Raw genomic sequence first — 22,016 nt, 5'->3', positions numbered from 1 at the left:
GAGTTCCTAGAGTGGGAGCATGTCCAACGAGAACCCCCTCGGCGCACCTGACGCCGACGTCATCGCCATCGCCGCCGACGCGGCAGCCGACATCGCACGCCTGACCGGCGTCGAGCGCCACGACATCGCCGTGACCCTCGGCTCGGGCTGGGGAAAGGCGGCCGACCTCATCGGCGAGACCGTCGCCGAGATCCCCGCCACCGAGGTCACCGGCTTCTCGCGCCCCGCGGCCGAGGGCCACGTGGGAACCCTGCGCAGCATCGTCACGCCGCGCGGCAAGCGCGTGCTCGTGATCGGCGCGCGCACGCACTACTACGAGGGCAAGGCCGTGCGCTTCGTCGTGCACAGCGTGCGTGCCGCGGCGGCCACCGGCGCGAAGATCATGGTGCTCACCAACGGCGCCGGCTCCATCCGCCCCGCCTGGGGGCCGGGAACGCCGGTGCTGATCAGCGACCACATCAACCTCACCGGGTCCTCGCCCGCGCAGGGCGCCAAGTTCATCGACCTCACCGACCTGTACTCGCGGCGGCTGCGCGACATCGCGCAGTCGATCGACCCGTCGCTGCCCGAGGGCGTGTACGTGCAGTTCCCCGGCCCGCACTATGAGACTCCGGCGGAGGTGCGCTACGCCAAGATCATCGGCGGCGACCTGGTCGGCATGTCGACGGCCCTCGAGGCGATCGCGGCCCGGCAGTCGGGGCTCGAGGTGCTCGGCATCTCCCTCGCGACCAACCTCGCCGCCGGCGTCAAGACGACGCCGCTCAGCCACCAGGAGGTCCTCGAGGCGGGGCGTGCCGCCGAGTCGGTCATCGGCCCGCTGCTCGCGCGGATCATCGGCGCGATGTGACCGGCGCCGTGGGCATCGGGGGCATCGCGCGGGCCTGGCTCGCGCAAGATCCCGACGACGTCACCCGCACCGAGCTGGCGGGCCTGATCGCCCGGGCCGAGGCGGGTGAGACGGATGCCGTCGCGGACCTCCACGACCGCTTCGACACCCGTCTGCAGTTCGGCACGGCCGGGCTGCGCGGTGCGCTCGGCGCCGGCAGCAACCGGATGAACCGGGTGCTCGTGTCGCAGGCCGCCGCCGGGTTCGCGGCGTACCTGCGTTCCCGGGCGACGGGCGCGACGCCGGTGGTCGTCATCGGCTACGACGGGCGCCGCAACTCCGACGTGTTCGCGCGCGACTCGGCGGAGCTGTTCGCCGGCGCGGGCCTGCGGGCGATCCTGCTGCCGCGGCTGCTGCCGACGCCCGTGCTCGCCTTCGCGGTGCGCCACCTCGGCGCCGACGCGGGCGTCATGGTGACCGCCTCGCACAACCCGCCCGACGACAACGGCTACAAGGTCTATCTCGGCGGTGCCGACGAGGGGTCGCAGATCGTATCGCCGGCGGATGCCGAGATCGCAGCGCACATCGAGGCGGTGGCTGCGGCATCCGTCGTCGGCGATATGCCGCGCGGGGAATACGAACTGGCGGACGAAGCGGTCGTCGAGGCCTACGTCTCCGCGACCGCCCTGGTCGCGCCCGCCCCGCGCGGTGCCGGGGAGCTGAACTGGGTCTACACGGCCATGCATGGCGTGGGCTACGAGACGCTCGCGAAGATCGTGGAGCGCGCCGGATACCCGCTGCCCACGGTCGTCACGGCGCAGATCGACCCCGACGGGCGCTTCCCGACGGTGGCCTTCCCCAACCCGGAAGAGCCCGGCGCGATGGATCTCACCTTCGAGACCGCGCGTGCCGTCGGTGCCGAGTTCGCGCTCGCGAACGACCCCGACGCCGACCGTCTCGCCGTCGCGATCCCGGATGCCGCCGGCTGGCGCCGCCTGACCGGGAACGAGGTCGGGCTGCTGCTGGGCTGGCAGGCCGGGGCACGCGCTTCGGGCTCGGGCTCGCTGGCGTGCTCGCTGGTCTCGTCGCCCGGGTTGCAGGCGATCGCCGAGCACTACGGCCTCGGGTTCCACACGACGCTCACGGGATTCAAGTGGATCTCGCGCGCGCCGGGCCTGATCTACGGCTTCGAGGAGGCGCTCGGCTACCTCGTGAACCCGTCGACGGTGCGCGACAAGGACGGCATCTCGGCGGCGGTCGCGATGCTCGGGCTCATCGCCGAGGCGCGCGAGCGCGGGCAGAGCGTCGCCGATCTGCTGGCGCAGTTCCAGGAGACGTTCGGGTACTTCCAGTCCGGGCAGGTGTCGCTGCGGGTCGACGACGTCTCGATCATCGGGCGGATCATGGCCGCGCTGCGCGCGGCACCGCCCGCCGCGCTCGGCGAGGTCGCGGTCGACCGCTTCGACGACCTGCTGACGCCCGACGCCTCCTCGACACCCGGCGACGGCCTGCCGCCCAGCGACGTGCTGCGACTGTGGCTGGCCGACGGCTCGCGCGTCATCGTGCGCCCCAGCGGCACCGAGCCGAAGCTCAAGGTGTACCTCGACGTGCGCGGCACGTCGGCGCCCGATGCCGACGCGCGCCTGGCCGCCCTCGATGCCGCCGCGCGTGGCCTCGTCGCCACCGCGCAGGCGTGAGTACGCTCGAGGGATGCTGCTGAACGACCCCGTCGTGCTGGAGAACGCCCACGTGCGGCTCGAGCCGCTCACACCCGCGCACACCGACGACCTCACGGCGGCCCGGGAGGGGCTGGACTACGCGTGGTACACGTCGGTGCCGGCATCCGTCGGCGAGGAGATCGCGCACCGGCTCGGCGAACATGCCGCGGGGCGCATGAACCCCTTCGCGGTCGTCGCGGGCGGGCGCGCCGTGGGCATGACGACCTACTGCAACATCGACGAGGCCCATCGCCACGTCGAGATCGGCTACACGTGGCTCTCGCCCGCCGTGCAGCGCACCGGCGTCAACACCGCCGCGAAGCTGCTGCTGCTCGGTCACGCGTTCGAGGCGTGCGACGCGATCGCGGTCGAGTTCCGCACGCACTGGCACAACCGTCAATCGCGCGCCGCGATCGAACGGCTCGGCGCGAAGCTCGACGGCGTGCTGCGCAACCATCGTCTCGGCCCCGACGGCACCATGCGGGACACCGTCGTCTACTCGATCCTCCCGCACGAGTGGCCGGCCGTGCGGCTCGGCCTCCAACGGCGCCTCGCGCGCGGCTGAGCCCGCGCATCCCCCGACCAAGTCCGCAGAATCTCACGTACTCCGCAGGATTTCGGCCGAATCCTGCGGAGTACGTCGCATTCTGCGGACTTCGCAACCATCGGCGCGGATGCCCCACGCGCAGTGCCGGAGCGCGAACTACCCGTCGACGACGGCGACCAGTTCGTCGAGGAACGCGGCGAACGTCGTCGCGCGGCGCACGATCCGCTGCACGCTGTCGCGCTCGCTGAACACCTCGACAAGCTGCTCGAAGACGGTCTGGAACGCCTCGCGGTCGCTCTCCGAGAAGGCCACCATCGCGACCACCTGCACGCGGGCGTCGCCGCCTCCCCAGGCCATCGACGGGTCGGCGATGGCGACGGCGATGGCGGTGCGGGTGGCGGTCATCCCGAGGGCGTGCGGTACGGCGAGGGCGTCGGTGAACGCCGTCGACGACAGCCGCTCGCGCTCCAGCGTGCGCTCGACGTAGTCGTCGTCGATGACGCCCTGCGCGACCAGCAGCGCCCCCAGCATCCGGATCGTCTTCTCCTGGTCGGCATCCGACGGCGCCGGGGCCACGAACGCGGCGGCGGAGAAATAGCGCTCCAGCTCGGCGCGCAGCCGCGCCAGGCGCCGCCCGCGGCGCACCCGGCCGGCCGCCGCCTGCACCCGCTCGATGTCGCCCTCGGTGAGGAACGGCTGGATGCGCACGATCCGGTCGCTCGCGACCGGCGGGTCGATCGTCGTGAGCACGAGGTCGGTGTCGATCGACTCCCAGTCGGGGTCGGCGCGGGTGTCGACGCCGACGACGTCGACGGCCTGGCCGAGGGAGCGGTCGATGCTCGAGCGCAGCAGTTCGTGCAGCTCGTAGTATCCGGGGCACACGATCGTCGCGGTCAGCATGGCGCTCGCGCGGCGGCTGCGCTCCAGGCGCCCGCCGACGTGCATCGCGATGTAGGCGATCTCGTCGTCGAGGATGGGGATGCCGAGGAGCCCTCGCAGCCCGTCGGCGATGAACACCGCCACCTCGAAGATCATCGGATGCGTCGCCTTCAGCGACCGGGTGAGGGGGTTGCGCGACCACGCCTGCTCCTGCGCGCGCAGTCGCAGGTTCTGCACGTGCAGCGCGAGGCGCAGCAGGAAGTCGTCGTCTTCGAGGTCGACGAGGAACTCTGCCGAGGCGCGGTGCACGACATCGCGCACCGCGGCCTCGACATCGGGCTGCAGCCGCTCGCGGATGACGGATGCCGCCTCCGACGCCCCCGGCGCCACGACGCGCCCCAGCACGAGCGCGGCGAGATGGCGCCGGTCGCCCTCGCCGAGCCGCACGTCGAGGTGCTGCGCGCACAGCCGGTCGATGAGCTCGGCGATCTGCTCCTGCGCGGGCGGGACGGTGCCGGCCAGGGTGGCCTCCAGCGCCCGCCCGTGCGCGACGCGGTCGGCGGTGATGGCGATGTGCATCATGACGTCGCCGATGCCGAGCTCGTTGACGAAGTAGCCGAGCGCGCCGAGCCCGGCCACGAGGTCGGCCTTGAACGGACCGAACACGGCCTCGCCGATGGAGCCCGCGCCGAGGCTGCGCCGCAGGGCCTCGAGGTCGAACGCGCCGTCCTCGGTCTCCTCGTGGGCGAGCCGGCTGAGCAGGCGCCGCTGCGCCATCTCGGTGCCGCGCAGCCGCGCGCGTGCGCCGCTGCGCTCGAGCGTCAGGTCGGTGTCGCCGAGCAGCGCCCGCACCCGGGCGAGGTCGCCCTCCAGCGTCGCCGGGCTCACGAAGAACTGCTGCGCCACGTCGTGCACGTCGACGCCGTCCGGCGTGTCCAGCAGCGCGCGCACGAGCCGGTGCACGCGCTCGCTCGGTGTCGCCGCGTCGCTGGCGGCGTGGAGCGCGGCCGAGGCTTCGGCGCCGGCGCGGTATCCGGTCGGGCCCGACTCGACGGCGGCGCCGCCGGGCACGCGCGCGTTCAACGCCGTCACGTAGCTGCGGATGCTGCGCGGCGTCACGCCGACGATGTCGGCCAGTTCTGACGCCGTCACCCAGTCGCCCTCCCGGATGAGCAGCGCGATGACCCGGTCCTGGCGCGCTCTGCTCACGGCATCCAGTCAACCACGCGCGGCGCGCGCGTCTGCGACGGGTTTCCGCCCCCGCGGAAACAGGAATGGTTGTCCGCTCCCAGCGTTTTCACAAGAATGGCCACAAAGGAGGCGGATCGATGAGGATCCTGGTGGTGTGCGGGGCGGGAGCGTCGAGCACGTTCGTGGCGCAGCGCATCCGGAGTGCCGCCGAGGCGGCCGGCCGCGAGGTGACCGCGGCGGCGGGCACCGAGACCTCGATCGCCGCCGGCGTCGCCGACGTGATCCTCCTCGGCCCGCACCTGGCGGCCGCGCTCGCCCGCATCCGCGACGAGGCGCGCGGCACGACGGTCGCGCTGCTTCCGCCCGATGTCTTCGCCGACCGCGACGGCACGCGCACCCTGGCCCTCATCGACGCTCTATCCGCCACCGCATCGCCCCCATCCACGGAGAGGAACCCCGCATGACCGAAGTGTCTCGCACGGTCCGCATCGGATCGTCGCACGGACTGCACGCCCGCCCGGCGAAGCTGTTCACCCAGGCGGTGAAAGACGCCGGGGTTCCGGTGACGATCGCCAAGGGGGCCGGCGCACCGGTGAACGCCGCCAGCATCCTCGGTGTCATCGCCCTCGGCGCCGAGAAGGGCGACTACGTCACCCTCACCACCGACGGGGAGGGCGCGAACGAGCTGCTCGATGTCCTCACCGAGCTTCTGACCACTGATCACGACGAGAACTGAGACGGGAACATCGACATGACTGAACTGCGCGGAGTCGGAATCGGCCTGGGCGTCGCCCAGGGGCCGGTGGCACGGATGGCCGAGCCCCTGCCCGCCCCGGACGATGTGGCGAGCACCCTCACCCCCGACCAGGAGCAGGCCCGCGTGCGCGAAGCGGTCGCGGCAGTCGCCCGCGAGCTGGAGGAGCGCGGCGCGAAGGCCGGCGGCCTGGCTCGCGAGGTTCTCGAGGCGCAGGCCATGATGGCCGAGGATCCGACCCTGGATGCCGAGGTCGCCACGCGCGTGAACGCCGGGAAGACCGGCGAATACGCCGTGCACGCGGCGTTCGCGAGCTTCCGCGACACCCTCGCCGCGATGGGCGGCTACCTCGGCGAGCGCGCCGCCGACCTCGACGACGTCGCGCAGCGCGTCATCGCCCGACTGCGCGGCCTGCCCGCGCCGGGCGTGCCCGACCCCGGCCACCCGTACGTGCTCGTCGCGCGCGACCTGGCGCCCGCCGACACCGCGCTGCTCGACCTCGACCAGGTGCTGGCCCTCGTCACGACCGACGGCGGCCCGACCTCGCACACCGCGATCCTCGCCCGCGAGAAGTCGATCGTCGCCGTCGTCGGCGTCGCCGCCGCGAAGGATCTCGTCGACGGCGAGACCGTCATCGTCGACGCCGCGAAGGGCATCGTCACGAGCCGGCCCACGGCCGGCGACCTGGAGCAGGCGCAGCACCGCGCCGACGCGCGGGCGGCGGCGGCGTCGGCCCCCATCACTCCCGGCGCGCTCAAAGACGGCTCGGCCGTGCCGCTGCTGGCCAACCTCGGCAAGCCCGGCGGCGCCGCCGAGGCCGTGGCGCTGGGCGCCGAGGGCGTGGGCCTGTTCCGCACCGAGTTCCTGTTCCTGTCGTCGACGCAGGCGCCGACCGTGCAGGAGCAGACCGCGGCGTACACCGAGCTGCTGCAGGCGTTCCCGGGCAAGAAGGTCGTCGTGCGCGCGCTGGATGCCGGTGCCGACAAGCCCCTCGCCTTCCTCAACGACGCCCACGAGGACAACCCCGCCCTGGGCCTGCGGGGCCTGCGGGCCCTGCGCGCCAGCGAGGACATCCTGCGCGAGCAGCTGACGGCGCTGGCGAACGCGGATGCCGCCACCGAGGCCGACCTCTGGGTCATGGCGCCGATGGTCGCCACCGTCGAGGAGACCGAGTACTTCACGACGATCGCGCGCGAGTACGGCATCAAGACCGCCGGCGTCATGGTCGAGGTGCCCTCCTCGGCGCTGCTGGCCGATCGCGTGCTCGCGATCGCCGACTTCGCCTCGATCGGCACGAACGACCTCACCCAGTACACGATGGCCGCCGACCGGCTGCTCGGTTCGGTCGCGTCGTTCCAGGACCCGTGGCATCCGGCGGTGCTGCGCCTCGTGAAGGCGACCGCCGACGGGGGGCGCGCCAACGGCAAGCCGGTGGGCATCTGCGGCGAGGCCGCCGCCGACCCGCTGCTGGCGGTCGTGCTCGTCGGCCTCGGCGCGACGACGCTGTCGATGGCGCCGACGGCCCTCGCCGACGTGCGCGCATCGCTGCTGAACCACACTCGCGCCGATGCCGAGCGCATCGCCGCCGCCGCACTCGCTGCCGACGACGCGGCAGCCGCCCGCGCCGCGGCGCAGGCGGCTGCCGAGACCTCCGCGGCCTGACCGCGGATCACCCGAAGGAGAAGACACACATGACAACGGCCTCGACCCCCGCGACCGGGGTGAACCGGGCACGGGTCGGAGTACAACGCTTCGGCACGTTCCTCTCGGGCATGATCATGCCCAACATCGCGGCGTTCATCGCCTGGGGCTTCATCACGATGCTGTTCATCAGCGCGGGGTTCTTCGGTGCGAACAGCCCGTTCGGCTGGCACTGGTTCCCCGTCGCGGAGATCATCGGGGGCGGCGGCGACTCGTCCGTCATCAACTGGCAGGGCGCGATGACGGCTCTCGCCGAGGCGAAGGACGACGACGGCAACGTCGTCGGCCACTTCCTCGCCTATGTCGGCCTCGTGGGACCGATGGTCACCTACCTCCTGCCGCTGCTGATCGCCAACACGGGCGGACGCATGGTGTACGCCGAGCGCGGCGGCGTGGTCGCCACGATCGCGACGATGGGCGTCATCGTGGGCACCGACATCCCGATGTTCCTCGGCGCGATGATCATGGGCCCGCTCGCGGCGTGGATCACGAAGCAGATGGACAAGCTGTGGGACGGCAAGATCAAGCCCGGCTTCGAGATGCTGGTGAACAACTTCTCCGCCGGCATCCTCGGCATGATCCTCGCGATCGTCGGCTTCTTCGCCTTCGGCCCCGTCATGCTCGGCATCAGCGCGTTCCTCGGCGGTGTCGTCGGCTGGCTCGTCAACCTGCACCTGCTGCCGCTGCTGTCGATCATCGTCGAGCCCGCGAAGGTGCTCTTCCTCAACAACGCCATCAACCACGGCGTGTTCACGCCGCTGGGCATCCAGCAGGCCGACGAGGTCGGCAAGTCGATCCTGTTCCTCATCGAGGCCAACCCCGGCCCCGGTGTCGGTCTGCTGCTCGCGTTCACGTTCTTCGGCGTCGGCGCGGCGAAGGCGTCGGCTCCCGGTGCGATCATCATCCAGTTCTTCGGCGGCATCCACGAGATCTACTTCCCGTACGCGCTGAGCAAGCCGATGACGATCCTCGCCCTCATCGCGGGCGGCGCGACCGGTGTGACGACGAACATGCTCCTCGGCGGCGGGCTCGGGTTCCCGGCCGCGCCGGGCAGCATCATCGCCGTCTCCGCGGCGGCGATCGGCGGCGGGGTCGGCAACCTGATGGTGGTCTATCTCTCCGTGATCCTCGCGGCGACGGTCACCTTCCTCATCGCCGGCGTCATCCTGCGCGCCTCGCGGGGGCGCGACCTGGCTGCCGAAGGCGCCGCCAGTGCGTCGTTCGAGGCGGCCATCGCGCAGACCGAGGCGAACAAGGGCAAGAAGTCGGATGCCCTCGCCGGCCTGCACGCCAGCGCGACCGCCGCGACCGCCCCGATCCGCAACATCGTGTTCGCGTGCGACGCGGGCATGGGGTCGTCGGCGATGGGCGCGAGCGTGCTGCGCAACAAGATCAAGAAGGCGGGCGTCGAGGACGTCTCAGTCACCAACAAGGCGATCGCGAACCTCGACGGCACCGAGGATCTCATCGTGACGCAGCAGCAGCTGACCGATCGGGCCCGCGAGCGCAACGGCAAGGCCGTGCACGTGTCGGTCGACAACTTCATGAACGCGCCGCAATACGAGGAGGTCGTCGCTCTCGTCGTGAAACAGCACGAGAACGGCGCCTGAACCCCGGTGGGACGGCGGTGGGGCCGGGGTGTGCGCAACACCCCGGCCTCGCCAGAACCCTGCCTCAGCCCGCATCCGCCGTCCCGCCCGGGCGCGGGTGAACAATACGAAGACACCCCAGAACAAGAAGAGGTCGCCATGTCACGCAGTGTGCTCAACGTCGGTCAGGTCCGGATCCACTCCGGCTCGGTATCCAAGGAGGATGCGATGCGCGAAGCCGCCGACATCCTCGAGGCGGCGGGAGCGGTCACCTCCGCCTATTTCGACGCGATGCAGCAGCGCGAGCAGGCGGTCTCGACGTACATGGGCAACGAGCTCGCCATCCCGCACGGCACGAACGAGACGAAGAACGCGATCCTCGACTCGGCGCTGTCGTTCGTCCGCTACGACGGCGGGGTCGACTGGGACGGTGAGCGCGTGACCTTCGTCGTCGGCATCGCCGGCAAGGGCGACGAGCACCTGGAGATCCTGTCGCAGATCGCGCTCATCTTCTCGGAAGAGGACGAGATCGCGCGGCTGAAGTCGGCGCAGACCCCCGAAGAGCTGTTCGGCCTGCTGTCCGCCGTCAACGAGTGACGGACAGGGCGATGAAGGCAGTGCATTTCGGCGCCGGCAACATCGGGCGCGGGTTCGTCGGGCTGCTGCTGCACGAGGGCGGCTACGACCTCGTCTTCACGGACGTGGCGGCGCCCCTCGTCGATGCCATCAACGGGGCCGACCACTACACCGTGCACGAGGTCGGCCAGGGCGGCGTCGACACGGTCGTCACCGGATTCCGCGCCATCAACAGCGCCACCGACCCGCAGGAGCTCGCCGACGAGATCGCGACCGCCGAGGTCGTCACCACCGCCGTCGGGCCCACGGTGCTGCGCTTCGTCGCGCCGCACATCCTCGCCGGGCTGGCCCTGCGCTCGCCCGCCCTGCCGCCGCTGCAGGTGATGGCGTGCGAGAACGCCATCGGCGCGACCGACCTGCTGCACGGCGAGCTGCGCGCGCAGGCCGGCGACGCCTGGGACGGGCTGTCGGGCCGTGCCGTGTTCGCAGGCACCGCCGTCGACCGCATCGTGCCGGCACAGCCCGCCGGCGCCGGAGTCGACGTCACGGTGGAGCCGTTCTTCGAGTGGGCGATCGAGCGTGCGCCATTCGGCGAGAACCCGCCGCACATCCCCCGGGCGCATTTCGTCGACGATCTCGCGCCGTTCATCGAGCGCAAGCTCTTCACCGTCAACACCGGCCACGCTACGACCGCGTACTTCGGGGCGCGGGCGGGGATCGACAAGATCTCCGACGCGCTCGCCGACCCGGCGATCGCGGCGCAGGTCGCCGCGACGCTGGAGGAGACCTCCGCGCTGCTGTCGGCCGTGCACGGGCTCGACCCGGCCGATCTCGCGCAGTACCGCGCGACGATCCTGCGGCGCTTCGCGAACCCCGCCCTGCCCGACACCGTCGGCCGCGTCGGCCGCCAGCCGCTGCGCAAGCTGTCGCGGCACGAGCGCTTCGTGGGACCTGCCGCGGCGGCGGCCGAGCGCGGGCTGCCGGTGACGGCGCTGGTGGCCGCGATGGGCGCCGCGCTCGAGTTCGACGAGCCCGACGACGAGCAGTCGGTCGAACTGCAACGGCGCCTGCGCACCGAGGATGCCGCATCCTTCACCGCGTCGGTCACCGGGCTCGAGCCCGGCCACCCTCTCTTCGCCCCGATCGAGGAGGTCGTGCGCGCCCGCCAGTCCCCCCTCTAACCCGCCCCACCCCTCCCCTCCCCCACCCCGCGTCGAGCCCACCCCTTCGACACGACCCGGCCCCCTGCGCACCGTGCGCAAGGGGCCGGGTCGTGTCTATCCGGCTGGCTCGACGGTACGGTGGTCTCATCCCGTACCAAAGACGTCGGCGGGTTGTGGGGATGGGAACATGCACAAGCTGCGCGTCGCCGTCATCGGCGCGGGGCCGTCGGGGCTGTCGGCGGCGCGCGCGCTGAGCAGAGCCGGGCACGACGTCGTCGGCTACGAGGCCTCGCGCGGGGTCGGCGGCCTCTGGGACATCGAGAACCCGCGCTCGACCATGTACGAGTCGGCGCACCTCATCTCCTCGCGCACGACCACCGAGTTCACCGAGTTCCCGATGACGACGGATGCCGACTACCCGAGCCACCGCGTCCTCCTCCCGTACTTCCGCGCCTACGCCGACCGCTTCGGGCTGACCGCGCTGTACCGGTTCGAGACCCAGGTGACGGCAGTGACGCCGGCAGAGGCGACAGAGGCGACCGGCGGCTGGGACGTCACCGCAACCGGTCCCGACGGCGAGTCGGCCGAGCGGTTCGACGCGGTCGTGCTCGCCAACGGCACCCTCGCCGAGCCGCAACTGCCGACCTTCCGCGGCGAGTTCGACGGCGAGATCTTCCACACCTCGGCCTACAAGAACGCCCGTCAGCTCGACGGCCGGCGCGTGCTCATCATCGGCGCCGGCAACTCCGGGTGCGACATCGCCGTCGACGCCGTGCACCACGCGGCATCCGTCGAACTGAGCGTGCGCCGCGGCTACTACTTCGTGCCGCGCTACCTCTTCGGCAGACCCTCCGACACGCTCAACCAGGGCCGCCCCCTCCCGGCCCGGCTCAAGCAGTTCGTCGACAAGCGGGTGCTGCGGGCGTTCACGGGCGACCCGGTGCGGTTCGGATTCCCCCAGCCGCACTACCGGATCTACGAGTCGCACCCCATCGTCAACACGCTCATCCTCGACCATCTCGGGCAGGGCGACCTGCGCATCCGCGCCGACGTCGACCGGTTCGACGGGAACACCGTGCACTTCCGCGACGGCACGAGCGGCGAGTACGACACCGTGCTGCTCGCGACCGGCTACACCCTCGACTACCCCTTCGTCGACCGCGCGGCGCTGAACTGGACCGCAGCCGCGCCCGACCTGTTCCTGAACATCTTCCCGCCGTCGTTCAACGGCCTGTACGTGATGGGGATGATCGAGGCGTCGGGCATCGGCTGGCAGGGGCGGTACGAGCAGGCCGAGCTCATCGCGGCCTACCTGTCGGCATCCGCGCAGGCGCAGGCCGAGTTCCGGCGCCGCGTCGCCACAGAGCCCTGGCCCGACCTCACCGGCGGATACCACTACCTGGGCCTCGATCGCATGTCGTACTACGTCAACAAGGACGCCTACCGCGGCGCCGTGCGCCGGGCCGTCGCCGCGCTGCGCGGCGACGCCAGCGGCGCACAACTCAGGCAATTCGCGCGGGTTGTCGGGCCGCACCCGCACAATTGCAGGGATCGCGACCCGCAGCGTCGGCAAACAGCCTGAGTGGGAAGCTCCGCCGATAGATACGGTCGCCCCGCGACCGGGAACCGCGTCTGCCCCGTTGCACGTGCCAAAAGCAGGGCGAAACCGCCTGAGACCGCTCTGCAGAGCCACTTTCGGTCGGTTGGCCCTGCTTTTCGCACGCCCTCGCGAGTATCGGCGAGGCGACCGATCGGCGGAACAGCCTATTCGCCGCCTCGCGGCGTACCTCGCCACGCACCCGGGCGTGGCGAGGGGCTGACTCACACCAGGCTCTTGGTGTGCCAGACCGTCTTGGTCTCGGTGAACGCCGTGATGCGGTGCAGGCTCGGCGCCGCGGCATCCGGACCCCGCTCGGGGCGCAGCACCCGGGTCAGGGTCTCGGCCGCGGCGATCTCGAGGTCGACCCAGTCGAGATCGCCCGCGCCGACGAGGTCGAGCGCGTGCACCTCGGGGTGCGAGGCGAGCCACGGCGCGATCTCGGCCGGCGACCCGGTGAGGACGTTCACGACACCCCCCGGCACGTCGCTGGTCGCGAGCACCTCGGCGAGGCTGATCGCCGACAGCGGGTACCGCTCGGAGGCGACGACCACGACCGCGTTGCCCGCCACGAGCGCCGGCGCGACCGCCGACACGAGACCCAGCAGCGCCGAGTCCTGCGGCGCGACGATGCCGACGACGCCCGTCGGTTCGGGCACCGAGATGTCGAAGTAGGGGCCGGCGACGGGGTTGAGCGACCCGGCCACCTGCGCGAACTTGTCGCACCAGCCGGCGTACCAGACCCAGCGGTCCACGGCCTCGTCGACCTCGGCGCCCGCGACGGCCGCCGACACCCCTGTCTGGGCGACGATCTCGTCGACGAACTGCGCGCGCCGGCCGTCGAGGATCTCGGCGACCCGGTACAGCACCTGACCCCGGTTGTACGCGGTGGCACCCGCCCACTTCGCGCCGGCGCCGACGGCCGCCTTCACGGCATCCCGCGCGTCTTTGCGCGAGGCGAGTGCGGCGTTGGCGAGGAACGCGCCCCGCGCCGAGCGCACCTCGTACGTGCGCCCCGATTCGCTGCGCGGGAAGGCGCCGCCGACGAACAGCTTGTAGGTCTTCGGCACGGTCAATCGCTGGGTCATTTCGTGGCTCCTGCCGACGGGGCGAGGTAGGCGAGCAGGCCGTGACGGCCCCCCTCGCGTCCGTAGCCCGATTCCTTGTAGCCGCCGAACGGCGACGCGGGGTCGAACCGGTTGAACGTGTTCGCCCAGATGACGCCGGCGCGCAGCCGGTCGGCGACGGCGAGGATCTTCGACCCCTTGTCGCTCCAGATGCCGGCCGACAGGCCGTACGGCGTGTTGTTGGCCTTCGCGATGGCCTCGGCGGGCGTGCGGAAGGTGAGCACCGACAGCACCGGGCCGAACACCTCCTCGCGGGCGATGCGGTGGCTCGCCTGCACGTTCGTGAAGATCGTGGGCGCGAACCAGAACCCGGTGCCCGGGATCGCGCAGTCGGCGCTCCAGCGCTCGGCGCCCTCGTCCTCGCCCACCTGAGACAGCGCGCGGATGCGGTCGAGCTGCGCGCGCGAGTTGATCGCGCCGATGTCGGTGTTCTTGTCGAGCGGGTCGCCCAGCCGCAGCGTCGACAGTCTCGCCTTGAGCCGGTCGACGACCTCGTCGTGCACGTTCTCCTGCACGAGCAGGCGCGAACCCGCGCAGCACACGTGCCCCTGGTTGAAGAAGATGCCGGTGACGATCCCCTCGATCGCCTGGTCGATGGGGGCGTCGTCGAAGACGATGTTCGCCGCCTTGCCGCCGAGCTCCAGCGTGAGCTTCTTGTCCGAGCCGGCGACGGCCTTGGCGATCTCGCGGCCCACGCCGGTCGAGCCGGTGAAGGCGATCTTGTCGACATCCGGATGCCGCACCAGCGCCGCGCCGGTGCTCCCCGCCCCGGTGAGGATGTTGACGACCCCCGGCGGCAGGTCGGCCTGCTGCAGGATCTCGGCGAACAGCAGCGCCGTCAGCGGCGTCGTCTCGGCGGGCTTGATCACGACGGTGTTGCCGGCGGCCAGCGCCGGGGCGATCTTCCACGCCAGCATGAGCAGCGGGAAGTTCCACGGGATCACCTGGCCCGCCACCCCGAGCGCCCGCGGGTTCGCGCCGTAGCCGGCGTAGTCGAGCTTGTCCGCCCAGCCGGCGTAGGAGAAGAACCAGGCCGCGACGAGCGGCACGTCGACGTCGCGGCTCTCCGTGATCGGCTTGCCGTTGTCGAGCGACTCCGCGACGGCGAGCTCGCGCGCTCGCTCCTGCACGAGCCGCGCGATGCGGAACAGGTACTTGCCGCGGTCACGACCGCTGAGCCTCGACCACGTCTTGTCGTACGCGCGGCGGGCGGCCGCGACCGCACGGTCGACGTCGGCCTCGGTCGCCGCGGCGACCATCGTGATGGGCTTCTCATCGGCCGGCGAGATGGTCGCGAACGGGGTGCCGGAGCCGGCGACGAACTCGCCGTCGATGAACAGCCCGTACTCGTCGCGCAGGGTCAGGATCGCGCGCGACTCGGGCGCGGGAGCATATTCCAGAAATGACATTTTCCGCCTCAATCGATCGTCACGTAGTCGGCGCCGGAGTAGTGGCCGGTGCGCAGCTTCTGCCGCTGCAGCAGCACGTCGTTGAGCAGGCTCGACGCGCCGAACCGGAACAGGTGCGGCTGCAGCCACTCCTCACCGGCGGTCTCGGCCACCGTCACGACGTACTTGACGGCATCCTTCGAAGAACGGATGCCGCCGGCCGGCTTCACGCCGATGCGCTCGCCGGTCGTGCGGTACCAGTCGCGCACCACCTCGAGCATCAGCAGCGTGACCGGGAGCGTCGCCGCGGGGGCCACCTTGCCCGTCGAGGTCTTGATGAAATCGCCCCCGGCGAGGATGGCGAGCACCGAAGCCCGCTTCACGTTGTCGTAGGTGTTCAGCTCGCCGGTCTCCAGGATCACCTTCAGCGCCGCCGAGGTGCCGTCGGCGCGGCGGCACGCCTCTTTGACGCGGGCGATCTGGTCGAACACGACCCCGTAGCGGCCGGCCAGGAACGCGCCGCGGTCGATCACCATGTCGATCTCGTCGGCGCCGGCGGCCACGGCATCCCGGGTGTCGGCCAGCTTGACGTCGAGCGACGCGCGCCCGCTCGGGAACGCCGTCGCGACGGCCGCGACCGACACCAGCCCGTCGTCGGGGTCGCCGTGCGCGGAGCCGAGCGCCTCGACCGCGTGGGGCACCATGTCGCCGTACACGCAGACGGCCGCCACCCGGGGGCACGTCGGGTCGGACGCGTCCGGATGCAGCGCCTTGGCGACGAGCGAGCGCACCTTGCCGGGGGTATCGGCGCCCTCCAGCGTCGTCAGGTCGATGAGCTCGACGATGCGCTCGAGCGCCCACGCCTTCGAACTCGTCTTGATCGACCGGGTGCCCAGGCCCGCGGCCCGCTGCTCGAGGCCGACGGCATCCACGCCGGGAAGGCCGTGCAGGTATCGGCTGAGGGTCACGTCGTCGGGCTCGCCGCCCAGCAGCGCGACGACCCGGCCCGGTGCGGGCACGAGCGAGGTCGCTGTCATGTCGTGGTCCATCCTTTCGCTTGGTCACTCACCGTCGGGTCCGCCGCCCAGCAGGTGCAGAGCGGTCGACTCGTCGGTGATGAGGATCTTGCACAGCCCCGACGCCACCATCGCGCGGGTGACCGCGTGCTTCGCGGTTCCCGCGGTGACCGCGATCGTGACGGGCGCGCCGCGCAGGGCGTCGAGCGGGTAGCCGACGGTGCGGGCGTCGAGGTCCGGATCGACGATGTCGCCGTCGGCGTCGACATACCGGCCGACGACGTCGCCGACCGCGCCCCTGCGGGTGAGCCTCGCGATGTCGGCGTCGTCGAGGTAGCCGCTGGCCACGTGCACCGACCGCGCGTCGGCCGCACCGGCGCTGAACAGGTAGGCGTCGGCATCCGCGGCCTGCCGCAGCACGCTCGCGACGACGCGATCGGCCTCGATCGCCTCTTTCGTCTCGCGGCGCTCGAGAATCGCCGGGATGGGCAGCAGCGTCGCCTGCCCGCCGCCCTTGTGCGCGATGCCGACGGCCGTGGCGGCTGCGGCGCCCCGGTCGTTGACGCTCGCACCGCCGTTGAGCTGCACGACGCTCGTGCCCGCCGACCACCCCTCGCGCAGCTGCGCCGCGACCTGGGACAGGGTGCGGCCCCAGCTCACGCCGAGCAGTCGCGGCACCGGCCGCAGGTCGGTGAGATAGTCGGCCGCGGCCTGCGCGACGCGGCGCTGCAGCTCGTCCTCGCTCTCGACGCCCGCGCGCGAGACGACGACGGCGTCGAGCAGTCCGCGCTCGTGGCGCAGCCGGCGCTCCAGGGCGACGCGGCGGGCGCGGGAGTGGCGGATCTCGATGCGGATGAAGCCCTCGTCGCGCGCCTGGGTGAGCAGGCGCCCGACCTTCCAGCGGGTGATGCGGAGGGCCCGGCCGATCTCATCCTGCGTGAGGTTCTCTTCGTAGTAGAGCTCCGCGGCGCGGATCGAGAGCAGTTCGTCGACGGCGTCCACGGTCCTCCTCTCGAGCCTTCCCCTCCAGGCTCGCACAGGTTCGCGGCCGTCTCAACATCTGCACACGAGTTTGCTCATATGAGCATGCCGCGGGTTGCCGCTGAGGCCGCGGCGCTGGCGCGCCGATTTGGCGAGGTACAGAGTTGGCGAGGCGCCGAGTTGGCGGCATCCGGGCCCAAGAGGCGACGATGACCCCGGATGCCGCCACATCCGCAGCGACAAGACGCACAGAGTTGGCAGCATCCGGGCGCAAAGGCGACGTTGGCCCCGGATCCCGCCACATCCGCAGCGCCAACGCACAAAGCTGGCAGCATCCGGCCCCAAAAGGCGACGATGACCCCGGATACCGCCACATCCGCAGCGACAAGACGCACAGAGTTGGCAGCATCCGGCTCCAAAGCGCAACCAAGACCCCGGATACCGCCAACCCTGCAGCGCTCATCCGTCGCCGACGACGACCCGCGGGGCAGGGAGCGGGGAGCCGGCTCAGGCCGCAGGCCCGGCGATGAGCGTCACCGTCGCGGAGTGCTCGGCGCCGGCGGCGTCGGTCCACGTGATCGTGACGCTGTCGCCGGGCGCGTGGCCGGAGAGAGCCGCGGACAGGCCGCTCGCGTCGGCGATCGCCGTGCCGTCGACGGCGGTGATGGTGTCACCCGCGGTCAGCCCGGCCGCCGCGGCGGGGGTGCCCGAGACGACGCCCGCGATCGTGGCGCCGCTGGTGGTGGCGCCGGTCGAACCGCGCTGCCCGCGCGGGCCGTCGCTCGACGACAGGTTCGACTGCCCCAGTTCCACGCCGAGGAAGGCCGGGTAGCCGAGCGTCACGCCGTTCGACTCGTCGCCGTCGAGGATCTCCTGCACGATCGTGAGCGCGTCGTCGATCGGGATGGCGTACGCGGTGACGTCGGCGCGGCCCGACGAGGCGGCGGTGTTCATGCCGATGACCTCACCCTCGTCGTCGAGCAGCGCGCCGCCCGAGTCGCCCGACACGACGTCGGCGGAGATCTGGATCATGCCGTCGAGCGTCTCACTCGCCGACGCACCGTCGGAACTCGTGGTCACGCTGGTGTCGAGGCCCGTGATCGTGCCGTCGGCGGCCAGCAGCACTCCCCCGCCCTCGGCGTTGCCGACCGCGGTGATCGCGTCGCCCACCGCGGCGTCGTCGTCCTGGTCGACCGTGACGGTGGCCAGTCCGCTCGCCCCCTGCAACTGGAGCAGGGCGACGTCGTCGTCCACGTCGACCCCGACCACCGTCGCGGTGTAGGTCTCACCGGTCGAGGCGATCGTGACGGTGATCTCGGTGGAGTCCGCGATGACGTGGTTATTGGTCAGCACGAGCCCGTCGGAGGTGAGCACCATCCCGGTGCCGGCGGCGGCGCCGTCGTCGTAGCCCAGGACGGTCTCGACGAGCACCACGCCGGTCGATTCGCCGGCGTCCGCCGTGGTCGCCGCCGCCTGCGTCGTGCCGGTCCCCGTGCCGGTCCCCTGGCCGCCGGAGCCGCTGCCCGCCCCGCCGCCCCCGCTCGATCCGGCCCCCGAACGCCCGCCGTCCCCCGAGAACGCCGGCGCCGCGACGGTGGTGGAGCTGCCGCTCGCGACGGATGCCGCCGAGGCCGACAACGGCACCGCGACCCCGAGGGTCGCGGCCACCACGACCGCCGCCGCGCACGTCAGCGGCGCCGCTCGGCGGTACCAGGGGCGCTTGGTCGCGGTCGGCTCGGGCTGGGCGGTCGGGGTCTCGGGGTGCATGGCGGTCTCCTTTTCGTCACCAGACAGGTCACCACCCGTGCCGATGCGCCCGGCATCCATCGGGTGTGCGGAGCCTATGAGTGCCTATGCCCCACCTTCATCCGTCGCAAATGACGGCGAAACCCGGGGATGGGCACGATATGCGACGGATGACCCAGCGGCCGGCTCCCAGAGTTGGCAACATCCGGGGCGAAAGCGCGAGATAGCCCCGGATGCCGCCAAGTACGCAACGCGGGGACACGCTGAGTTGGCAACATCCGGGGTGAAAGGGCGAGGATGACCCCGGATGCCGTCAACTATGCGACGCGAGACGGCGACGCGACGCGGCGGCGCTCAGTCGCCGAACCCGTCGCCGATGAGCTCGATGAGCTCCTCGCGCTCCTCGACGGAGAGGAAGGCGCCGGCGGCGGCGTTGAGCTGGAAGGCCTCGAGATCCTCCAGCCGGTAGTCGAAGGTCTCGGCCAGCAGCGCCAGCTCGCGGGTGAGCGACGTGCGGCTCATCGTGCGATTGTCGACGTTGACGGTGACGGCGAAACCCAGCTGGTAGAGCAGGTCGAAGGGGTGGTCCTCCAGGGTCGTGCCCCAGCGCGCGATGGCGCCCGTCTGCAGGTTCGACGAGGGCGAGAGCTCGAGCGGGATCTCACGGTCGCGCACCCACCGGGCCAGGTCGCCGAAGGTGACGAGCACCTCCTCGCCCTGCTGCTGCACGATCTCCAGGTCTTCCGCGAGGCGCACGCCGTGCCCGAGCCGCAGCGCGCGGCCGTCGAGCAGCGCCGAGCGGATCGAGTCGAGCCCGGCGGCCTCGCCGGCGTGGACCGTGACGGGGAAGAACTCCGACGCCAGGTAGTCGAATGCGGCACGGTGGTTCGACGGCGGGAAGCCGTCTTCGGGTCCGGCGATGTCGAAGCCGACGGCGCCGCGGCCGCGGAAGTCCACCGCGAGCCGGGCGATCTCCAGCGACCGGTCGGTGTGGCGCATCGCGCTGATCAGCTGCCCGACGCGGATGTCGCGCCCGGCGCTCTCGACGGCGTCCTCGCCCTCCTCGATGCCCTCCTGCACCGCCTCGACCACCTCTTCGAGCGAGAGCCCGCGCGACAGGTGCTGTTCGGGCGCCCAGCGCACCTCGCCGTAGATGACGCCGTCGGCGGCGAGATCCTCGACGAACTCCTTCGCGACGCGCCGCAGACCCTCGGCGGTCTGCATGACGGCGGTCGTGAGGTCGAACGTCTTGAGGTATTCGACGAGCGATCCGGAGTCGCTCTGGTCCTCGAACCAGTCGGCGAGGTCGCCGGCGTCGGTCGCGGGCACGTCGAGGCCGATCGCGTCGGCGAGCTCGATGATCGTCTGCGGGCGCAGCGCACCGTCGAGGTGGTCGTGCAGCGACACCTTGGGAAGGGAACGGATCGAGACCCCTTCGAGCTTCGCGTCGCCGTGCTGATCGATGGCCATGGTGCTTCCTTCGGGTGGGGATCGGGGTGTCGGGGCAGTCCTCGACGGGGTCGGGTTCAGGCGGTGATGCGTTCGCGCACGAGGGGCGCGGATGCCGGAGCCTGCGCACCCACCTCCCACGCGCCCTCGAGGGCGTCGAGGGCGCGTGGGAACCGCTCTGGATCATCAGCCAGCAAGGTAAACAACGGCTGACCGGCGACCACCGGGTCGCCGGGCTTCACGTGCAGGTCGATGCCGGCGGCGTGCACGACCGGGTCCTGCGCCCGTGCGCGCCCCGCGCCCAGGCGCCAGGCCGCGACGCCGAACGGCAGCGCCTCCATCCGCGCGACGACGCCCGCCGCCGGAGCGACGACGGTGTGCGTCTCGCGCGGGGTCGGCAGCGCGGCATCCGGATCGCCGTCCTGGGCGCGGATCATGGCGCGCCAGGCATCCATCGCACGCCCGTCCTGCAGCGCCGCCTCGACGTCGGCGTCGGGGTGCCCCGCCAGCGCCAGCATCTCGCGGGCGAGGGCGACGGTGAGCTCGACGACATCGGCCGGGCCGCCGCCGGCGAGCACCTCGACCGACTCGCGCACCTCGTTCGCGTTGCCGATGGCGCGGCCGAGCGGCGTGTTCATGTCGGTCAGCAGCGCCGTCGTCGCCACGCCGGAGTCGGTGCCGAGCGCGACCATGGTCTGCGCCAGTTCGCGCGCACGGGAGAGGTCGCGCATGAACGCGCCGGAGCCGAACTTCACGTCGAGCACGAGCGCGCTCGTGCCCTCGGCGATCTTCTTCGACATGATGCTCGACGCGATCAGCGGAATCGCCTCGACGGTGCCGGTGACATCCCGCAGGGCGTAGAGCCGCTTGTCGGCGGGGGCCAGTCCCGAACCGGCGGCGCAGATCACGGCGCCGACGCCCTGCAGCTGCGCGAACAGCTCGTCATTGGTCAGCGCCGCGCGCCAGCCCGGGATCGACTTCGAGCTTGTCGAGCGTGCCGCCGGTGTGACCGAGCCCGCGGCCCGACAGCTGCGGCACCGCGACGCCGAACGAGGCCACCAGCGGCGCCAGCGGCAGCGTGATCTTGTCGCCCACTCCCCCGGTCGAGTGCTTGTCGACGGTGGGCTTGCCGAGCCCGGCGAAGCTCATCCGCTCGCCGGAGGCGATCATCGCGTCGGTCATGACGCGGATCTCGTCGCGCGTCATCCCGTTCAGCAGCACCGCCATCGCGAATGCCGCCATCTGCGAATCGGCGACGTATTCCCGGGTGTAGGCGTCGATCATCCAGCGCAGTGCGTCGTCGGGCACGGCGCCGCCGTCGCGCTTGATGCGGATGACGTCGACGGCGTCGAAGGGCTCGGTCATCGGGCGGCATCCTCCAGGTCGCGCGGACCGAACGCGTCCGGCAGCACCTCGTCGATCGTACGGATGCCCGAGACGGTTTCCAGCAGCATCCCGGGAACGGCGAACTCGTACAGCAGCTGGCGGCACCGCCCGCACGGCATGATCGTGTCGCCGTGCCCGTTGACGCAGACGAAGGCGACCAGTCCCCCGCCGCCCGACAGCTGCAGGTCGCTGACGAGTCCGCACTCCGCGCACAGGCCCACGCCGTACGACGCGTTCTCCACGTTGCAGCCGGTCACGATGCGCCCGTCGGTCACGAGGGCCGCGGCGCCCACCTTGTACCGCGAGTACGGCGCATAGGCGCGCTGCATGGCCGCGGTGGCCGCGGCGCGCAGGTCGTCCCAGTCGATGTCGGTCACCGGCG

18 protein-coding genes and 1 pseudogene are annotated in these 22,016 nt (G+C 71.7%); 10 read left to right on the top strand and 9 right to left on the bottom strand.

What is annotated here, in order from left to right:
• Positions 1 to 19 precede the first annotated feature (19 nt).
• The 3 genes from QM720_RS08530 to QM720_RS08520 are packed head-to-tail and all read left to right on the top strand — an operon-like array spanning position 20 to position 3,109.
• On the top strand, positions 20 to 847 hold the full coding sequence (locus QM720_RS08530) for a purine-nucleoside phosphorylase (RefSeq protein WP_415125687.1): 828 nt from the start codon (positions 20 to 22) through the stop codon (positions 845 to 847).
• Positions 844 to 2,523: a phospho-sugar mutase gene (locus QM720_RS08525; RefSeq protein ID WP_415125686.1), complete on the top strand. Its 1,680-nt coding sequence runs from the start codon at positions 844 to 846 to the stop codon at positions 2,521 to 2,523. Before QM720_RS08530 ends, QM720_RS08525 begins: the two co-directional genes overlap by 4 nt.
• Before the next feature lie 13 nt (positions 2,524 to 2,536).
• A complete protein-coding gene (locus tag QM720_RS08520) occupies positions 2,537 to 3,109 on the top strand; it encodes a GNAT family N-acetyltransferase (protein ID WP_415125685.1) in 573 nt (190 codons plus the stop codon).
• Between the two features lie 138 nt (positions 3,110 to 3,247).
• On the opposite strand, the gene QM720_RS08515 is transcribed toward QM720_RS08520, so the two are convergent.
• Positions 3,248 to 5,179 (bottom strand): BglG family transcription antiterminator, encoded by a 1,932-nt coding sequence (locus QM720_RS08515; RefSeq protein ID WP_415125684.1) that lies wholly within the window; start codon positions 5,177 to 5,179, stop codon positions 3,248 to 3,250.
• A gap of 119 nt (positions 5,180 to 5,298) precedes the next feature.
• Here QM720_RS08515 and QM720_RS08510 point away from each other — a divergent pair, with 119 nt between their 5' ends.
• The 7 genes from QM720_RS08510 (at position 5,299) to QM720_RS08480 (ending at position 12,526) form a co-directional block, all read left to right on the top strand.
• Positions 5,299 to 5,625: a PTS sugar transporter subunit IIB gene (locus QM720_RS08510; protein ID WP_415125683.1), complete on the top strand. Its 327-nt coding sequence runs from the start codon at positions 5,299 to 5,301 to the stop codon at positions 5,623 to 5,625.
• A complete protein-coding gene (locus tag QM720_RS08505) occupies positions 5,622 to 5,897 on the top strand; it encodes an HPr family phosphocarrier protein (RefSeq protein ID WP_415125682.1) in 276 nt (91 codons plus the stop codon). The genes QM720_RS08510 and QM720_RS08505 overlap by 4 nt, the downstream gene beginning before the upstream one ends.
• Before the next feature lie 15 nt (positions 5,898 to 5,912).
• A complete protein-coding gene (ptsP, locus tag QM720_RS08500) occupies positions 5,913 to 7,577 on the top strand; it encodes a phosphoenolpyruvate--protein phosphotransferase (RefSeq protein WP_415125681.1) in 1,665 nt (554 codons plus the stop codon).
• 29 nt (positions 7,578 to 7,606) lie between these two features.
• Positions 7,607 to 9,226 carry a PTS mannitol transporter subunit IICB gene (locus tag QM720_RS08495; RefSeq protein ID WP_415125680.1) on the top strand — a complete coding sequence of 540 codons (1,620 nt, stop codon included), beginning with the start codon at positions 7,607 to 7,609 and terminating at the stop codon, positions 9,224 to 9,226.
• 138 nt (positions 9,227 to 9,364) lie between these two features.
• On the top strand, positions 9,365 to 9,802 hold the full coding sequence (locus QM720_RS08490) for a PTS sugar transporter subunit IIA (protein WP_415125679.1): 438 nt from the start codon (positions 9,365 to 9,367) through the stop codon (positions 9,800 to 9,802).
• Positions 9,803 to 9,813: 11 nt separating this feature from the next.
• Complete coding sequence (locus QM720_RS08485; RefSeq protein ID WP_415125678.1) at positions 9,814 to 10,962, top strand: mannitol-1-phosphate 5-dehydrogenase; 1,149 nt, start codon at positions 9,814 to 9,816, stop codon at positions 10,960 to 10,962.
• Between the two features lie 169 nt (positions 10,963 to 11,131).
• Positions 11,132 to 12,526: a flavin-containing monooxygenase gene (locus tag QM720_RS08480; protein ID WP_415125677.1), complete on the top strand. Its 1,395-nt coding sequence runs from the start codon at positions 11,132 to 11,134 to the stop codon at positions 12,524 to 12,526.
• A 239-nt stretch (positions 12,527 to 12,765) separates the two neighbouring features.
• Here the strand turns inward: QM720_RS08480 and QM720_RS08475 are convergent, their stop codons facing one another.
• The 8 genes and pseudogenes from QM720_RS08475 to QM720_RS08440 form a co-directional block, all read right to left on the bottom strand.
• Positions 12,766 to 13,629: an aldehyde dehydrogenase family protein gene (locus QM720_RS08475; protein WP_415125676.1), complete on the bottom strand. Its 864-nt coding sequence runs from the start codon at positions 13,627 to 13,629 to the stop codon at positions 12,766 to 12,768.
• On the bottom strand, positions 13,626 to 15,077 hold the full coding sequence (locus QM720_RS08470) for an aldehyde dehydrogenase family protein (RefSeq protein WP_415125675.1): 1,452 nt from the start codon (positions 15,075 to 15,077) through the stop codon (positions 13,626 to 13,628). The genes QM720_RS08475 and QM720_RS08470 overlap by 4 nt, the downstream gene beginning before the upstream one ends.
• Before the next feature lie 8 nt (positions 15,078 to 15,085).
• The gene (deoC, locus tag QM720_RS08465) at positions 15,086 to 16,093 is read right to left on the bottom strand and encodes a deoxyribose-phosphate aldolase (RefSeq protein WP_415125674.1); all 1,008 of its coding nucleotides are present in this window, start codon (positions 16,091 to 16,093) and stop codon (positions 15,086 to 15,088) included.
• A gap of 24 nt (positions 16,094 to 16,117) precedes the next feature.
• Complete coding sequence (locus tag QM720_RS08460) at positions 16,118 to 17,074, bottom strand: sugar-binding transcriptional regulator (protein ID WP_415125673.1); 957 nt, start codon at positions 17,072 to 17,074, stop codon at positions 16,118 to 16,120.
• 486 nt (positions 17,075 to 17,560) lie between these two features.
• A complete protein-coding gene (locus tag QM720_RS08455) occupies positions 17,561 to 18,820 on the bottom strand; it encodes a S1C family serine protease (RefSeq protein WP_415125672.1) in 1,260 nt (419 codons plus the stop codon).
• A gap of 333 nt (positions 18,821 to 19,153) precedes the next feature.
• Entirely contained in the window at positions 19,154 to 20,269 is a 1,116-nt protein-coding gene (locus QM720_RS08450) for an adenosine deaminase (protein ID WP_415125671.1), read from the bottom strand.
• A gap of 56 nt (positions 20,270 to 20,325) precedes the next feature.
• Positions 20,326 to 21,613 (bottom strand): annotated as a pseudogene (locus QM720_RS08445) (thymidine phosphorylase).
• Entirely contained in the window at positions 21,610 to 22,011 is a 402-nt protein-coding gene (locus QM720_RS08440; protein ID WP_415125670.1) for a cytidine deaminase, read from the bottom strand. The pseudogene QM720_RS08445 and the gene QM720_RS08440 overlap by 4 nt, the downstream one beginning before the upstream one ends.
• Positions 22,012 to 22,016 lie beyond the last annotated feature (5 nt).

This window comes from Microbacterium sp., assembly GCF_047602155.1.
Taxonomy (GTDB): Bacteria; Actinomycetota; Actinomycetes; order Actinomycetales; family Microbacteriaceae; genus Microbacterium.
This window is presented reverse-complemented; position numbering and strand designations above follow the sequence as displayed.

Excerpts from the sequence above, each read along its gene's own strand:
- QM720_RS08455 (WP_415125672.1), bottom strand. The coding sequence starts at position 18,820 with ATGCACCCCGAGACCCCGACCGCCCAGCCCGAGCCGACCGCGACCAAG.
- QM720_RS08475 (WP_415125676.1), bottom strand. The coding sequence starts at position 13,629 with ATGACCCAGCGATTGACCGTGCCGAAGACCTACAAGCTGTTCGTCGGC.
- deoC (WP_415125674.1), bottom strand. The coding sequence starts at position 16,093 with ATGACAGCGACCTCGCTCGTGCCCGCACCGGGCCGGGTCGTCGCGCTG.
- QM720_RS08470 (WP_415125675.1), bottom strand. The coding sequence starts at position 15,077 with ATGTCATTTCTGGAATATGCTCCCGCGCCCGAGTCGCGCGCGATCCTG.
- QM720_RS08480 (WP_415125677.1), top strand. The coding sequence starts at position 11,132 with ATGCACAAGCTGCGCGTCGCCGTCATCGGCGCGGGGCCGTCGGGGCTG.
- QM720_RS08520 (WP_415125685.1), top strand. The coding sequence starts at position 2,537 with ATGCTGCTGAACGACCCCGTCGTGCTGGAGAACGCCCACGTGCGGCTC.
- ptsP (WP_415125681.1), top strand. The coding sequence starts at position 5,913 with ATGACTGAACTGCGCGGAGTCGGAATCGGCCTGGGCGTCGCCCAGGGG.
- QM720_RS08450 (WP_415125671.1), bottom strand. The coding sequence starts at position 20,269 with ATGGCCATCGATCAGCACGGCGACGCGAAGCTCGAAGGGGTCTCGATC.
- QM720_RS08505 (WP_415125682.1), top strand. The coding sequence starts at position 5,622 with ATGACCGAAGTGTCTCGCACGGTCCGCATCGGATCGTCGCACGGACTG.
- QM720_RS08485 (WP_415125678.1), top strand. The coding sequence starts at position 9,814 with ATGAAGGCAGTGCATTTCGGCGCCGGCAACATCGGGCGCGGGTTCGTC.
- QM720_RS08510 (WP_415125683.1), top strand. The coding sequence starts at position 5,299 with ATGAGGATCCTGGTGGTGTGCGGGGCGGGAGCGTCGAGCACGTTCGTG.
- QM720_RS08490 (WP_415125679.1), top strand. The coding sequence starts at position 9,365 with ATGTCACGCAGTGTGCTCAACGTCGGTCAGGTCCGGATCCACTCCGGC.
- QM720_RS08530 (WP_415125687.1), top strand. The coding sequence starts at position 20 with ATGTCCAACGAGAACCCCCTCGGCGCACCTGACGCCGACGTCATCGCC.
- QM720_RS08495 (WP_415125680.1), top strand. The coding sequence starts at position 7,607 with ATGACAACGGCCTCGACCCCCGCGACCGGGGTGAACCGGGCACGGGTC.